The sequence below is a fragment of the Nocardia thraciensis genome (genome assembly GCF_054782435.1).
In genome coordinates this window covers 73,046-86,801 of the sequence record NZ_BAAGSM010000040.1, presented here as the reverse complement: position 1 = coordinate 86,801, position 13,756 = coordinate 73,046, and the positions used below count along the sequence as shown (strand labels likewise).

The window sequence follows — 13,756 nt, the reverse complement described above, 5'->3', positions numbered from 1 at the left end:
CTGTCGTGCCGAAAAGCCACTACCGAAGACCGACGCCACGCGACGGGTGCGTACGGCTGTGTCGTGTCGCGCACGGGGACGTCTGTCCCTATACACGACCAGCCGACGGGGGGATTCTATGCTTCCCCGTCGGCTGCCATGCGAACTGCCCTGTGCAGATCGTGTGTCGCTAGTAGATCAGCGACGCAGTCCGAGCCGCTCGATCAGTGCACGGTAACGCTCGATGTCCTTGTCCGCCAGGTACTTCGACAGGCGCTTCCGACGGCCGATGAGCTGCATCAGGCCGTGGCGGGTGTGGTGATCGTGCTTGTGCTTCTTCAGGTGCTCGGTGATATCGGAGATGCGCTTGGTCAGCATCGCGATCTGGGCCTCCGGCGAACCGGTGTCCTTCTCGTGCACTCCGTAGTCGGCGAGGATCGCCTTCTTCTGCTCGGTGGTCAGCGCCACGAATTCACTCCTGCTTTCCAGTCCGCGCTCGGAAGAACCGGGAAACCCCGGGCGGGCGCCACCGCGGACCGCAGCAAACCCGACGAGCGAGTCTACCGGACCGCCCTCGACAAGCGAAAATGCCCCCGGTTCGCGTCGTGCGATCCCCGCCTCACGGCCCTAGGGGGCCGTGAGGCGGGGGAATGCTGGGACGACCAGTCCGCCTCATCATTCCTTGCCCACGCCCCGGCACCTCACATTCCTTGCCCACGCCCCAGCACCCCACATTCCTTGCCCACGCCCCAGCACCCCACATTCCTTGCCCACGCCCCAGCACCCCACATTCCTTGCCCACGCCCCAGCACCCCACATTCCTTGCCCACGCCCCAGCACCCCACATTCCTTGCCCCACGGCCCCCTGGGGCCGTGGGGCAAGGATCGGTTGCCGGGAACGATGGGGGCCAGGCTTACTCGTGGTCTGTGGTGGCCAAGATCTTGCGGGTCTGCTCCACGTCCCGGCCCATCGCCACGATCAATTCGTCGACCGAGGCGAATTTGCGCATGCCGCGGACGTGCTCGACGAAGTCGACTGCTACGTGCTGGCCGTAGAGGTCTATGTCGGCGTCGAGTACGTAGGCCTCGACGGTGCGGGTGCGGCCGGAGAAGGTCGGGTTCGTACCCACCGAGATGGCCGCCATGGCCCGCTTGCCCGGGACCGTGGTGCCGACCGTCTGGCCCGGGCTCAGCACGGTGAACCAGCCCGCGTAGACGCCATCGGCGGGGATGGCCGCGTGCATCGGCGGCGCCACGTTCGCGGTCGGGAAGCCGAGTTCGCGGCCGCGGCCGTCGCCGTGCACGACCACGCCCTCGACCCGGTGCGGACGGCCCAGCGCGTCGGCGGCCGCGGCCATATCCCCCGCGTCGACGCAGGCGCGAATGTAGGTGGAGGAGAACGTGACCGCGTGCTCGCTGACCAGCTTCACCCCGTCGACCTCGAACCCGAACCGGCCGCCCAGCTCACGCATGGTGTCGACGGTGCCCGCCGCCTTCTTGCCGAAGGTGAAGTTGTCGCCGATCACCACCTCGGTGACGTGCAGCTTCTCGACCAGCAGGTCGTGCACGTAGCGGGTCGGCGTCAGCTTCATGAACTCGTGGGTGAACGGCATCACGCAGAACACGTCGACGCCCAGTTCCTCAACCAGGTCGGCGCGCCGGGTCAGGGTGGTCAGCTGCGCGGGGTGCGAACCGGGCCGCACCACCTCCATGGGGTGCGGATCGAAGGTCATCAGCACCGACGGCACGCCGCGCACGGCGGCGGATTTCACGGCGCGGCCGATCAACTGGGCGTGACCGCGGTGCACTCCGTCGAACACTCCGATCGTGAGCACGCACCGGCCCCAGTCCGGGGGAATGTCCTCGAGACTTCGCCATCTCTGCACACCCGGCAGCCTACGCAAGCCGGGTCACGGACAGTATGCGGCGGTGGGGTTGTTCACGCGGCCGTCACCCGGGCCTGGGACTGCGCGTGCCGGTGTGGGAAAGCGGGCAAGGTATGCATAAGCTCGGAAACGTGCCCGGAAAACGAGACATCGCCACCCGCCGCGAGCTGGTCGATCCCTCCGCGACACAGGAATCCGAGGGTGAGAACAGCAGCGAGGCGGTCGACACCACCAGCGAGAACACGCTGGCCCCGGTGCTCTCCTCCGTCGCCCAGGACTATCTGAAGGTGATCTGGACGGCCCAGGAGTGGTCGCAGGAGAAGGTGTCGACGAAGCTGCTCGCCGAGCGCATCGGCGTCTCGGCGTCCACGGTGTCCGAGGCGGTGCGCAAGCTCGCCGATCAGGGTCTGGTCGAGCACGCCCGCTACGGTTCGATCACCCTCACCGGCCTGGGCCGCCGCGCCGCCGTCGCGATGGTGCGGCGGCATCGGCTGATCGAGACGTTCCTGGTCAACGAGCTCGGCTACGGCTGGGACGAGGTGCACGACGAGGCCGAGGTGCTCGAGCACGCGGTCTCGGAGACCCTCATGGCACGTATCGACGCCAAGCTCGGCCACCCCGACCGGGACCCGCACGGCGACCCGATCCCCTCGGCCGACGGCGCCGTCCCCACGCCGCCCGCCCGCCAGCTCAGCCACTTCCAGGCGGGCGAATCCGGGCGCGTGGCAAGGATTTCCGACTTCGACCCGGCCATGCTGCGCTACTTCGACTCGGTCGGCATCGCCCTGGACACCCCGATCTCGGTGGTGGAGCGCCGCGACTTCGCGGGCACCATCGCCATCCGAATCGGCGACCGCACCATCGATCTGGGCAGCCCGGCCGCGGACGCCATCTGGCTCATCCACTGAGTCGGTCCGGGCCGGGCCCGGCGAGCCGGTCGTCGATCGTCTCGCGCAGTCGCCCTACGAGAGTTTCGAACTGCTCGAGCAGTTCGGGCGGATACTCGGCCAGCACCGCGTCCTGTCGACGGTTGATCGGGCCGAAGAATTCCGCACCCGCCTGACCCACCTTCGCGGCGGCCCGCAACGTGACGATCCGCCGATCGCTGTGTTCCCTTGTGCGCGAGACCAATCCGGCCCGTTCGAGGCGATTGAGGGAGGCGGTCATCGCGCCCGACGAGAGCGCGATGCGGCGACCCAGCAGCGCGGGTGACAGCGGGGCGCCGCGACTCTCGGCCGAGGCGATCTCCAGCAGCGCGAAGGCGTCGGTGGGGTGCACGCCGAGCACCTCCGCGAAGCGGCGCCCCAGCTCGGTGAAGCTCGCGCCATAGGCCCTCAGCTCCTCGACCAGGCGCTCCCGCCGCGCCGCGACGTCCTCGCGCTCGCCCCTCGGCATCGCCGCCTCCTTCGTCACTGTCGCCACCACTCCGCCCGATCCGGATTGACCACTTACCCGCTTCCATTTACCTTCACCATAAAGTTACTTTACGATGGAGATACATTGCATTCCGAGGTGGATACACCTGCGCGGTGGCGGTGGTTCGGGCTCGTCGCCGTATCGCTCGGCGTGGCGCTGATCGTCGTGGACATCACGATGGTGAACGTGATCATCGCGCCGACAATCCTCGTCACCACCGCATTCGTCGCCCGCCCCACTCCCACACCGGCGGTCGAGCAACCAGTGGCCTGACACCCGGCCACCAACCACCTACCAGTCGGCAGAGCCGAACCCACGCACCCCGCATTCCTTCCCGCACCCCCTGCAACGCTCGCACCGGGTGCGGGAACTCGCAGGGGGTGCGGGGGTTGGGGCCTCTGCCGACCGGTAGGTGCGGTCAGGGGGTGGTGAGGTCGGTGGCGCGTTTAGCTATGGCGGTGCCCAGTTCGGTGGTGGTGCCGGTGCCGCCGAGGTCGGGGGTGCGGGTGGTGCCCTCGGCGAGGGTGTCGCGGACGGCGCGGTCGATGGCGGCGGCCGCGGTGTGCTCGCCCAGTTGCTCCAGCATCATTGCGGCGGCGAGGATTTGGGCCACGGGGTTGGCGATGCCCTCGCCCGCGATGTCGGGGGCGCTGCCGTGGACGGCCTCGAACATGGAAGGGGCGTCGTTGCGCGGGTTGATATTTCCCGACGGGGCGAGGCCCAGTCCGCCGGTGACGGCGGCGGCGAGGTCGGAGAGGATGTCGCCGAACAGGTTCGAGGCGACGATCACGTCGAGGCGGTCCGGGTGCAGCACGATCTCGGCGGCGAGGGCGTCCACGTGCATCCGGCGGGTTTCCACGTCCGGATACTCGGTGGCGATGCTGTCGAAGACGCTGTCCCAGTACGGCATCGAGTGGATCAACCCGTTGGACTTGGTGGCCGAGCACAGCCTGCCGTTGCGCTCGCGGGCCCGCTCGAACGCATAGCGGATGATGCGCTCGCAGCCCACGCGGGTGAACACCGATTCCTGCAGCACGAACTCCTCGGGGCGCCCCGGGTTGTGGGTGCCGCCGAGTTCCGAGTACTCCCCCTCGGAGTTCTCCCGCACGATCAGCATATCCAGTTCGTCGGCGGTACGGTTGCGCAGCGCGGATTCGGTGCCGGGCAGCAGTCGCACGGGCCGCAGATTCACGTACTGGCCGAAGGCTCGCCGCAGCGGAATCAGCAAGCCCCACAGCGAGATATGGTCGGGCACACCCGGAAAGCCCACGGCGCCCAGCAGAATCGCGTCGAATCCGGCGAGCTGCCGCACCCCGTCCGGCGGCATCATGGCGCCGGTGCGCAGGTATTGCTCACAGGACCAGTCGAATTCGGTCCACTCGATCCCAGGCAGCACGGCATCCACCACCTTGACCGCCTCCGCGGTCACGTCGACCCCGATGCCATCACCCGGGATGGTCGCTATGCGGTAGGTGCTCACCTGTACTCCCTCGTACCCGATCAGTTCTCGCCGTTGCCTTCCCGCGCGAAACGGCCGGAGCGAGAGCTGCCCCGGCCGTCCGCTTCCGACGTCACATTTGCACGCCGATGTACTTGGTTTCGAGGAACTCGTCGATGCCGGTGAGGCCGCCCTCGCGGCCGAGGCCGGATTCCTTCACGCCACCGAACGGGGCGGCGGGGTTGGATACCACGCCCTGGTTCAGGCCGACCATGCCGCTGTCGAGCGCCTCGCATACGCGCAGGCCGCGGCGCAGCCCCTCGGTGTACACGTAACCGACGAGGCCGTAAGGGGTGTCGTTGGCGCGCGTGACCACCTCGTCCTCGGTGTCGAAAGGTGTGAGGCTGGCGACGGGGCCGAAGATCTCGGTGTGGCACATCTGCGCATCGTCTGGGACATCGACGAGAACCGTTGCGGGATAGAAGTTCCCGGGTCCGTCGAGCGCCTCACCCCCGAGCAGCACGCGCGCGCCGCGGGCCCGGGCGTCGGCCACCAGTTCGGTCACCTTCGCCACGGCGGCGTCGTCGATCAGCGGACCGACGACGACGCCGGGCTCGGTGCCGCGACCGATCGGCAGCTCCGCCATCCGCGCGGCCAGCCGTTCCGCGAAGTCGTCGATGACGTTGCGCTGCACGAAGATCCGGTTCGCGGCGGTGCACGCCTGCCCGATATTGCGCATCTTCGCCGCCAGCGCGCCTTCGACGGCGGCGTCGAGATCGGCGTCGTCGAACACGATGAACGGCGCGTTGCCACCCAGCTCCATCGAGGTGCGCAGGACCGTCTGCGCGCACTGCTCGAGGAGCTTCTTGCCGACCGCGGTGGATCCGGTGAACGACAGCTTGCGCGAGCGCTCGTCGAGAATCATCGGCGTCATCACCGCGCCCGGATCGGAGGTGGTGACCACGTTCACCACGCCCGCGGGCACACCGGCCGCACCCAGGATGTCGGCGATCGCCAGCGTGCACAGTGGCGTCTGCTCGGCGGGCTTGACCACACTGGTGCACCCGGCGGCCAGGGCGGGGCCGATCTTGCGGGTGGCCATCGCCATCGGGAAGTTCCACGGCGTGATGAGCAGGCTCGGCCCCACGGGCTGTCGGGCTACCAGGAACCGCGACCCGCCCGCGGGGGCGGTCATGTAGCCGCCGTCGAGCCGCACCGCCTCCTCGGCGAACCAGCGGAAAAACTCTGCGGCATAGGCGACCTCGCCCCGCGCCTCCGCGAGCGGCTTGCCCATCTCGAGGGTCGCGATCAGGGCCAGCCTGTCGGCATCGTCCAGCAGCATCCGGTGCGCGCGCATCAGAATGTCGCTGCGCTCGCGCGGCGAGGTGCGGGCCCAGTCGGCCTGCGCGGCCGCCGCGGCGTCCAGTGCGGCGAGACCGTCTTCCGGCCTCGCGTCGGCGACCGTACGCAGCACCTGCCCCGTGGCCGGATCGGTGACCGGCATGGTCGCGGCCGTCTCGCGCCACTGCCCGCCGATGTAAAGGCCGGTGGGCACGCTGTCGATGGCGGCCCGCTCGGCCGGGTTCAGGTCCGTCTCGGCCCGATTCAGGCCCGCGTCGATCTGCGTCACCGCCTGCTCCTCACCTTGGTCGCCGCCGGTTCCGGCGGTCGGTTCGTGATCGGCCCCGCCTCGATGTCCGGGCGCCGCCGCCGCGGGGCCCATTGCTGTGGGCCCGCCCGCCATGTTATTCATATTGTCGACAATCCGACAATAGACAATCCGCGCGGGAACCGATCGCGGCACCCTCCACGCTCCGGAAGGCGGATCACGATGACGGCACTCTCCCCCGTCCTCAAGCAGGCCACACCGATCACCGTCGACCACGGCGAAGGCTGTTATCTCTACGCCACCGACGGCCGCCGCTATCTCGACTTCACCGCCGGGATCGGCGTCACCAGCACCGGGCATTGCCACCCGCGCGTGGTCGAGGCCGCGCAGAAGCAGATCGCCAGCGTCATCCACGCCCAGTACACGACCGTCATGCACAAGCCGCTGCTGGCGCTGACCGAGCGCCTGGGCGACGTGCTGCCGGAAGGGTTGGATTCGCTGTTCTTCTCCAATTCCGGCAGCGAGGCGATCGAGGCGGCGCTGCGGCTGGTCCGCCAGGCCACCGGGCGGCCGAATGTCGTGGTGTTCCACGGCGGTTTCCACGGCCGCACCGTCGCCGCCGCCACCATGACGACGTCCGGCACCCGTTTCTCCGCGGGCTTCAGTCCGCTGATGGCGGGCGTGCACGTCGCCCCGTTCCCGACCGCCTACCGGTACGGCTGGAGCGAGGAGCAGGCCACCGACTTCGCGCTGCGCGAGCTGGACTACCTGCTGACCACGCTGACATCCCCCGCGGAGACCGCGGCGTTCTTCGTCGAGCCGGTGCTCGGCGAGGGCGGCTACATCCCCGGCAACACCCGGTTCTTCCAGGGCCTGCGCGAACGCGCGGACCGGCACGGCATCCTGCTGGTGTTCGACGAGATCCAGACCGGCTTCGGCCGCACCGGAAAGTTCTTCGGCCACCAGCACTTCGACGTCCGCCCGGACATCATCACCATCGCGAAGGGTCTCGCCAGCGGCTTCCCGCTGTCGGGCATCGCCGCCTCCCGCGAGCTGATGGAGAAGGCCTGGCCGGGCTCGCAGGGCGGCACCTACGGCGGCAACGCCGTGGCCTGCGCCGCCGCGCTGGCGACCATCGACGTCATCGAATCCGAAGGGCTGGTGGGCAATGCCGCCGAGCGCGGGCGGCAGTTGCTCGCCGGAGCGCGCGAGCGCGCCACCAAGGCCGTCGGCGACGTGCGCGGCCTGGGTCTGCTGGTCGGCACCGAATTCACCACGCCCACAGGCGAACCCGACACCGCGACCGCGGCGGCCGCGCAGCGGCTCGCGCACGAGAATGGCCTGCTGTTGCTCACCTGCGGCGCCTACAGCAATGTGGTGCGGATGATTCCGCCGCTGATCGTGACCGCCGACCAGGTCGACGACGCCCTCGACATCTGGTCCACCGTGCTGGACGAACTGTAGGGAGACCCCGATGGCCCGCTACCTCACGATCACCCTCACCAAGGCCGGAGTGCGCTGCCGCGCAAGGCTTCTGGAGGACGAGGCACCGCTCACCTGCGCGGCGGTATGGGATGCGCTGCCGCAGGAGGGCGACGCCTTCCACGCCAAGTACGCCCGCAACGAGGTGTACACGCTGGTGCCGCGCATCGTCGCGGCACCGCATCGCGAAAACCCCACCGTCACACCGATTCCCGGCGACGTGTGCCTGTTCGACTTCGAACCGTGGGAGATCGGCAACCCCGCCTACGGCTACGAGCCCGACTCCGAGGCCCACCACGCCCAGGGCGCAACGGATCTCGCGCTGTTCTACGGCCGCAACAACCTGCTGATCAACGGCGACCAGGGCTGGGTACCGGGCAACGTCTTCGCCACCATCGAAGACGGCCTCGCCGACATCGCCGCGGCCTGCAACAATTTGTGGCTGCGCGGAGTGGAGGGCGAAACCCTCTCCTTCGCAAGGGAATCCGAGTAGCGCCTCGCCGCTGCTATTTCCAGCGAGGCCACTCGCCGGTCGGAATCGTGAAACCGAAGGGCTCCGGGAGTGCGATGTCGTCGCCGTAGTCGCCATCGTCGCAGACCTGGTAGCGATGCCAGCCCGGAGCCAGGGCGAACAGCGTCCATCGGCCCAGCTCCTGATCGACCAGCAGGTAGAACGGGATCCCGGCCTTGGCGTACTGCTTCGGTTTGAGCTGCCGGTCGTTGAGGACGGTGTCCTCGGAATCGGGAGATGTCACCTCGACGACGAGCTGGATCGCCGCGCGTTCGGCTTCCTTGGTTGTCGCGTCGGGATGAATGACGGTCAGATCCGGCACATAGAATCGGCGGCTGGCATCGGGCAGATCCCCCACTGATAGTTCTCGTTCGTCGCCCAGTCGAGCGCTTCCGACGCAGTCAGCGTTGCGGCCAGAATGGCCCGGACCATCATCCGGACAATCGTGCGGTGCTGGAACCCGGGTGGATTCTTGACGAGCAGTACCCCCTCCTCGACATATTCGACCCGGGCAGTCTCCAGCAGCCGATCGGCGAACTCTCGGAGATCCCCCTCGTACTGGATTTCCTCGCCGTAGCGAATCGCCTCACTCATCGCCGCGCTCCGTTCCTGCTCAGTGCCACCGCGAGCGGTACTCCAGGGTCTACGGCTTGGTTGTCGGACATCCACGCCGTCCCTCGCTCCAGCTCAAGCCCCCGGCTCGCCGGATCGGCGGTCTTCCTGCCCCACAGCGTATCCCGCCGACAGGTGGTCCACTACACCTGCCGACGGGATACGGGGATCGGCGCCGCTCAGCTCGCCAGCACCTGCTCAGCGAACCGCGCCAGCGCGAGCACCAGATCGTCGGAGTGCCGCGGCCCCACGATCTGCAGGCCCACCGGCAGCCCGTCCTCGGTGGTCCCCACCGGAATGCTGATGGCGGGCTGCTGGGTCAGGTTGAACGGGTAGGTGAACGGGGTCCACTGCGGCCAGCTGCGCAGCCCGCTGCCCGGGGGCACGTCGTGCCCGGCCTCGAACGGCCGGATCGGCATGGTCGGGGTGATCAGCACGTCGTAGGCGGTGTGGAAGGCGCCCATCACGATGCCGACCTCGGCGGCGACGCCACGCGCGTCCAGGTACGAGACGGCATCGAGGCTCGCGCCGCGATCCCACACCTCGCCCAGCCCCGGATCGACACGCTCGCGGCTGCCCTCGGGGAACTTCGACAGCATCGTCGCCGCGCCCGCCGCCCACATGTCCTCGAACGCCTCGAGCGGATCGCTGAAGCCCGGATCGGCGGTCACCACCCGCAGCCCCGCGTCGCCCAGCTGTCGCACCGCGGCCTCGACCACGGCCGCCACCTCGGGATCGACGTCGACATAGCCGAGCGTGGCCGAGTACGCGACGGTCGCCCCGCGCACATCGCGCTGCAGCTGGCCGCGGAACGTGGTGATGGTGGGCGCCAGCGCGGTGGGATCGCGCGGATCCTGCAGCGACAGGATGTCCATCAGCAGCGCCGCGTCCTCGACCGTGCGCGTCAACGGCCCCGCGTGCGCCAGCGGCCCGAAGGGGCTGGCCGGATACAGCGGAATCCGCCCGTGCGTCGGTTTGAAACCGACGACACCGCAGAACGACGCCGGAATGCGCACGCTGCCACCGCCGTCGGTGCCGACCGAAAGCGGTCCCATCCCGGCCGCCACCGCGACCGCGCTGCCGCCCGAGGAGCCGCCGCAGGTCTTGGTCGGATCGACCGGATTGCGCGTGATCCCGGCGAGCGGGCTGTCTGTGACCGCCTTCCACGCCAGCTCCGGCGTGGTCGTCTTGCCCAGGAACACCAGTCCGTCCTCGCGCAGCCGGGCGGTGACCGGACTGTCCAGTGGCCACGGCACATCCGGCTCGATGGAGGTGGACCCGCGGCGCGTCGGCCAGCCCTCGGTGAGGAAAATGTCCTTGATCGAAATCGGCACGCCGTCCAGTAGCCCCTGCACGTGACCGGAGTGCCAGCGCGCCTCGGACTCCTTGGCCTGCATCAGCGCCCGTTCGGGATCCACCAGACAGAATGCGTTCAGCTCACCGTCGCGCTCGGCGATCGCGTCGAGCACGGCCCGCGTCGCCTCGACGGGCGACAACGCACCGGCGGAGTACGCGGTGACCAGCTCGACCGCGGTCATCGCGGCCGGTTCGGTGGGGATATCGATATCTGGATGGGCCATGGCTGAATTCCCTTTCAGCTGGGGACGTACCCCAGCCTCTTATCGACCACGTTCTCCAGTGGCCGACCATCGATCCACTTCCGGAAATTCTCGGCGAACGCGGCGACGAGGTCACCGCGCCATCCGACGACATCACCGGAATTGTGGGGGGTGAGTCGGACATTCGGCAGATCCCACAGCGCGTGCCCCGGCGGCAGCGGCTCGGGATCGACGACATCGAGCGCCGCACCCGCGATGCTGCCGTTGCGCAGCGCGGCGACGAGATCGTCTGTCACTACTAGTTCCCCACGACCGACGTTGACGAAACGGGAATGCGGCTTCATGGCGGCAAAAGCCCGCGCGTCGAACAGGTGGCGCGTCTGCGGCGTGAGCGGGGCCACGGCGACGACGTAGTCGGCGCCCGGCAGCTCGGCGTGCAGATCGGTGCCGATCGTGCCGAAATCCGCGTCGGCGGCGGCGGGGCGGCGCCCCAAACCGCGCACGTCCATCCCGACCGCACGCAGCAGGCGGGCGATGGCCCGGCCGATGGATCCGGTGCCCACGACGAGTACCGTGGCGTGGGCGAGCCGCTCGGACTCCCGGTGCTGCCAGCGGTGCTCCCGCTGCAGCCGCCACGATTCGGGCAGATCCTTGGCGAAGTTCAGGATCTGCGCGAGCACGTACTCGGCGATCGGCATGTCGAAGATGCCGCGGGTGTTGGTGACGACGACCCCGCTGTCGATCAGCTCGTCGAACATCACCGAGTCCACACCCGTGGCGCCGACATGCACCCAACGCAGCCGGTCCGCCGACGCCCAGGCGCCGGGAACCGCTGTACTCGTGAAGTCGTACACGAACAACACGTCGGCACCACGCAACGCATCGGGAAGCTCCTGCGAGTCGGCGTAGCGGACGGTTGCCCGCTCGGCCACCGGACGCATGAGCCCCGCATCGGGCCTGGTGCCGTCGTGAAGGACGGTGACTATTTGGCCCTCAACCACATTGACAGGCTAGAAACGCATCGTATGATTGTCAACAATCCGATCGTGTGCGGAGGATTGCCTGGCTGAACGCGAGAGGGGCCGTCGTGGTGGACCTGAATTTTCCCGATATCGACGGGCCCGTGGCACAGCGGGGCATCGGGATAATCGCACCGTTCGACCTGGCCCTGGAGCGTGAGCTGTGGCGCTGGGCGCCGCTGGAGGTGAGCCTGCACCTGGCCCGCACTCCCTACGAACCGGTGCCGGTCTCGGTGGCGATGGCGGAGCTGGTGTCGAACGCGGCGCACCTCACCGCGGCCACCCGCGACGTGCTGCACGTCGACCCGGAGGTGATCGCCTACCTGTGCAGCTCCGGCAGTTTCATCAAGGGGCTGGCCTACGAGCAGTCGCTGCGCGACGCCATCTGCGCCGCGGGCGCGCCGGACGCGGTGACGACCTCCGGCGCGCTCGTCGAGGCGATCCGCAAGCTGGAGCTGAGCCGGATCTCGGTCCTCACGCCCTACGACGAGATCCTCACCCGCAAATTGCACGAATTTCTCGGCGAGGTCGGCTGCGAGGTCATCCGCTCCGATCACCTGGGGCTCGGCGGCGGCATCTGGAAGGTCAGCTACCGCACCATCGCCGAGCGCATCATCAACGCCGACGACCCGCAGTCCCAGGCGATCTTCGTCAGCTGTACCAACCTGCCCACCTACGACCTCGTGGAACCGCTCGAACAGGCCCTCGGCAAGCCGGTGCTCACCGCGAACCAGCTCACCATGTGGGCGTGCCTGGGCCGCATGAAACTACCCATGATGGGGCCCGGCAAGTGGCTCCAGGACGTCTTTTAGGGGAAGCACCATGCAGACACCGACCATCGGTTTCATCTACCCGGACCACGCCGCCGAGGACGATTTCCCGCGCGCGGCCGGGCTGCTCGGCGCGGATCTGCGGGTCGCCCACATCTACGGCACCGATCTGCACGCCGTCCCCGAACTGCTCGATCTGGGCAGCCCGGAGAAGCTGCGCCACGGCGCCGAATTGCTGGCCGGGTACCAGCCGAGCGCGGTGGTGTGGGCCTGCACCTCGGGCAGCTTCGTATACGGGCCGCAAGGCGCCCGCGAACAGGTACGCGGGCTGAGCGAGGCGGCCGGGGTGCCCGCGTCGAGCACCAGCTTCGCGTTCGTCAATGCCGCTCGGGCGCTGGGCGTCTCGTCCGTGGCGGTGTGCGCCAGCTACCCCGATGACGTCTCGAAGCTGTTCGTCGATTTCCTCGGCGCCGAAGGCATCCGGGTGCTGTCGATGTCGGCCGCGGATATCGACACCGCGGCCGAGGTGGGCACGCTCACCGACGAGCAGGTACTGAAACTGGCTGTCGCCAACGATCATCCGGACGCCGAGGCGCTGCTGATCCCCGACACCGCGATGCACACCGTGTCGGTGCTGCCGGAGCTGGAGGCTACCCTCGGCAAGCCGGTGCTCACCGCGAACCAGGTCACCATCTGGGAGGGCATCCGGCTCGCCGGGTATTCGCCCGGGGCCGAGCCGATCTCGGACGCGCTCGGTAAGCTGTTCTCGGAAAGGCAGATTCATGCCGGTCATTGAATTCGAGCCGGTGAATCGGCAATCCACGGCGGAGATGATTGCCGACCGGCTGCGCACGGCCATCATGCGCGGCACCCTGGAGCCGGGCGCCCAACTGGTGGAGGCCGATCTCGCGACACAGTTCGACGTGTCGCGCGGGCCGGTGCGCGAGGCCATGCAGCGACTGGTCTCCGAGGGGCTGCTGCACAGCATCCGGCACCGCGGGATCTTCGTCATCGAACTGACCCTCGACGATGTGCTCGACGTGTACCGGTCGCGCGCCGCCCTGGAGGGCGGCGCCCTCGAACTCGTTCTCGACGGGCGTCGCGAGATCGCCTACGACGCACTGGAACCCAGTGTCGCCGCGATGCGCGCCTGCGCCGAGAAGGGTGATCCGGCAGGTGTTTCCGATGCCGACCACGCCTTCCACGAGGCTCTGGTGGACAGCGCCGGGAGCCCCCGTCTGGCCCGCGCCGCGCGCACCCTGTTCATCGAGACCCGAATGTGCCTGGGCGCCTTGGAAACCACGTACCCGGATGTCTTCGTCCAGGTGCAGGAGCACACCGACCTGCGCGAGGCCATCGGCTCCGGAGCCCCCGGCCGCGCCCGCAAACTCCTGGTCGACCACATGCACGACGCCGTCGAACGGCTGGCGATCCGGGCGTAGCACGCCAGTGGCCCAGGTCGTTCCGGCGGTACT

The 13,756-nt window shown here is 68.7% G+C and carries 16 protein-coding genes; 7 read left to right on the top strand and 9 right to left on the bottom strand.

The window, feature by feature from the left end; translation table 11 throughout:
- Positions 1 to 177 precede the first annotated feature (177 nt).
- Positions 178 to 447, bottom strand: coding sequence for a 30S ribosomal protein S15 (rpsO, locus tag ACYVLQ_RS26635; protein WP_460700260.1), 270 nt, complete (start codon positions 445 to 447; stop codon positions 178 to 180).
- 446 nt (positions 448 to 893) lie between these two features.
- Positions 894 to 1,865, bottom strand: a complete 972-nt coding sequence (locus ACYVLQ_RS26630; protein ID WP_460700259.1) for a bifunctional riboflavin kinase/FAD synthetase — start codon at positions 1,863 to 1,865, stop codon at positions 894 to 896.
- A 113-nt stretch (positions 1,866 to 1,978) separates the two neighbouring features.
- Between ACYVLQ_RS26630 and ACYVLQ_RS26625 the strand changes: the two genes are divergently transcribed.
- Positions 1,979 to 2,773: a metal-dependent transcriptional regulator gene (locus ACYVLQ_RS26625; protein WP_460700258.1), complete on the top strand. Its 795-nt coding sequence runs from the start codon at positions 1,979 to 1,981 to the stop codon at positions 2,771 to 2,773.
- On the opposite strand, the gene ACYVLQ_RS26620 is transcribed toward ACYVLQ_RS26625, so the two are convergent.
- Positions 2,763 to 3,260 (bottom strand): MarR family winged helix-turn-helix transcriptional regulator, encoded by a 498-nt coding sequence (locus ACYVLQ_RS26620; protein ID WP_460700257.1) that lies wholly within the window; start codon positions 3,258 to 3,260, stop codon positions 2,763 to 2,765. The two genes, ACYVLQ_RS26625 and ACYVLQ_RS26620, sit on opposite strands and share 11 nt — an antisense overlap.
- A gap of 117 nt (positions 3,261 to 3,377) precedes the next feature.
- On the opposite strand from ACYVLQ_RS26620, the gene ACYVLQ_RS26615 reads away from it, so the two are divergent.
- A complete protein-coding gene (locus ACYVLQ_RS26615) occupies positions 3,378 to 3,554 on the top strand; it encodes a hypothetical protein (protein WP_460700256.1) in 177 nt (58 codons plus the stop codon).
- 145 nt (positions 3,555 to 3,699) lie between these two features.
- On the opposite strand, the gene ACYVLQ_RS26610 is transcribed toward ACYVLQ_RS26615, so the two are convergent.
- Both ACYVLQ_RS26610 and ACYVLQ_RS26605 read right to left on the bottom strand, forming a co-directional pair.
- Positions 3,700 to 4,761, bottom strand: coding sequence for a tartrate dehydrogenase (locus tag ACYVLQ_RS26610; protein WP_460700255.1), 1,062 nt, complete (start codon positions 4,759 to 4,761; stop codon positions 3,700 to 3,702).
- Between the two features lie 91 nt (positions 4,762 to 4,852).
- A complete protein-coding gene (locus ACYVLQ_RS26605; RefSeq protein WP_460700254.1) occupies positions 4,853 to 6,472 on the bottom strand; it encodes an NAD-dependent succinate-semialdehyde dehydrogenase in 1,620 nt (539 codons plus the stop codon).
- A gap of 78 nt (positions 6,473 to 6,550) precedes the next feature.
- Between ACYVLQ_RS26605 and ACYVLQ_RS26600 the strand changes: the two genes are divergently transcribed.
- Positions 6,551 to 7,792 carry an aspartate aminotransferase family protein gene (locus ACYVLQ_RS26600; RefSeq protein WP_460700253.1) on the top strand — a complete coding sequence of 414 codons (1,242 nt, stop codon included), beginning with the start codon at positions 6,551 to 6,553 and terminating at the stop codon, positions 7,790 to 7,792.
- Positions 7,793 to 7,802: 10 nt separating this feature from the next.
- Positions 7,803 to 8,303 carry a DUF3830 family protein gene (locus ACYVLQ_RS26595; protein WP_460700252.1) on the top strand — a complete coding sequence of 167 codons (501 nt, stop codon included), beginning with the start codon at positions 7,803 to 7,805 and terminating at the stop codon, positions 8,301 to 8,303.
- Between the two features lie 13 nt (positions 8,304 to 8,316).
- On the opposite strand, the gene ACYVLQ_RS26590 is transcribed toward ACYVLQ_RS26595, so the two are convergent.
- The 4 genes from ACYVLQ_RS26590 to ACYVLQ_RS26575 form a co-directional block, all read right to left on the bottom strand.
- Positions 8,317 to 8,679 (bottom strand): Uma2 family endonuclease, encoded by a 363-nt coding sequence (locus ACYVLQ_RS26590; protein ID WP_460700251.1) that lies wholly within the window; start codon positions 8,677 to 8,679, stop codon positions 8,317 to 8,319.
- A complete protein-coding gene (locus ACYVLQ_RS26585) occupies positions 8,631 to 8,915 on the bottom strand; it encodes a hypothetical protein (protein ID WP_460700250.1) in 285 nt (94 codons plus the stop codon). The genes ACYVLQ_RS26590 and ACYVLQ_RS26585 overlap by 49 nt, the downstream gene beginning before the upstream one ends.
- 197 nt (positions 8,916 to 9,112) lie before the next feature.
- Positions 9,113 to 10,513 carry an amidase gene (locus tag ACYVLQ_RS26580; RefSeq protein WP_460700249.1) on the bottom strand — a complete coding sequence of 467 codons (1,401 nt, stop codon included), beginning with the start codon at positions 10,511 to 10,513 and terminating at the stop codon, positions 9,113 to 9,115.
- A gap of 14 nt (positions 10,514 to 10,527) precedes the next feature.
- Positions 10,528 to 11,493, bottom strand: coding sequence for a D-2-hydroxyacid dehydrogenase (locus ACYVLQ_RS26575; protein ID WP_460700248.1), 966 nt, complete (start codon positions 11,491 to 11,493; stop codon positions 10,528 to 10,530).
- Between the two features lie 89 nt (positions 11,494 to 11,582).
- Here ACYVLQ_RS26575 and ACYVLQ_RS26570 point away from each other — a divergent pair, with 89 nt between their 5' ends.
- Genes ACYVLQ_RS26570 through ACYVLQ_RS26560 form a run of 3 tightly spaced genes read left to right on the top strand, consistent with a single transcriptional unit; the run spans position 11,583 to position 13,723 of the window.
- On the top strand, positions 11,583 to 12,323 hold the full coding sequence (locus tag ACYVLQ_RS26570; RefSeq protein WP_460700353.1) for a maleate cis-trans isomerase family protein: 741 nt from the start codon (positions 11,583 to 11,585) through the stop codon (positions 12,321 to 12,323).
- Between the two features lie 10 nt (positions 12,324 to 12,333).
- Positions 12,334 to 13,077, top strand: coding sequence for a maleate cis-trans isomerase family protein (locus ACYVLQ_RS26565; RefSeq protein ID WP_460700247.1), 744 nt, complete (start codon positions 12,334 to 12,336; stop codon positions 13,075 to 13,077).
- Complete coding sequence (locus ACYVLQ_RS26560; RefSeq protein WP_460700246.1) at positions 13,064 to 13,723, top strand: GntR family transcriptional regulator; 660 nt, start codon at positions 13,064 to 13,066, stop codon at positions 13,721 to 13,723. Before ACYVLQ_RS26565 ends, ACYVLQ_RS26560 begins: the two co-directional genes overlap by 14 nt.
- The last annotated feature ends 33 nt before the right edge of the window (positions 13,724 to 13,756 follow it).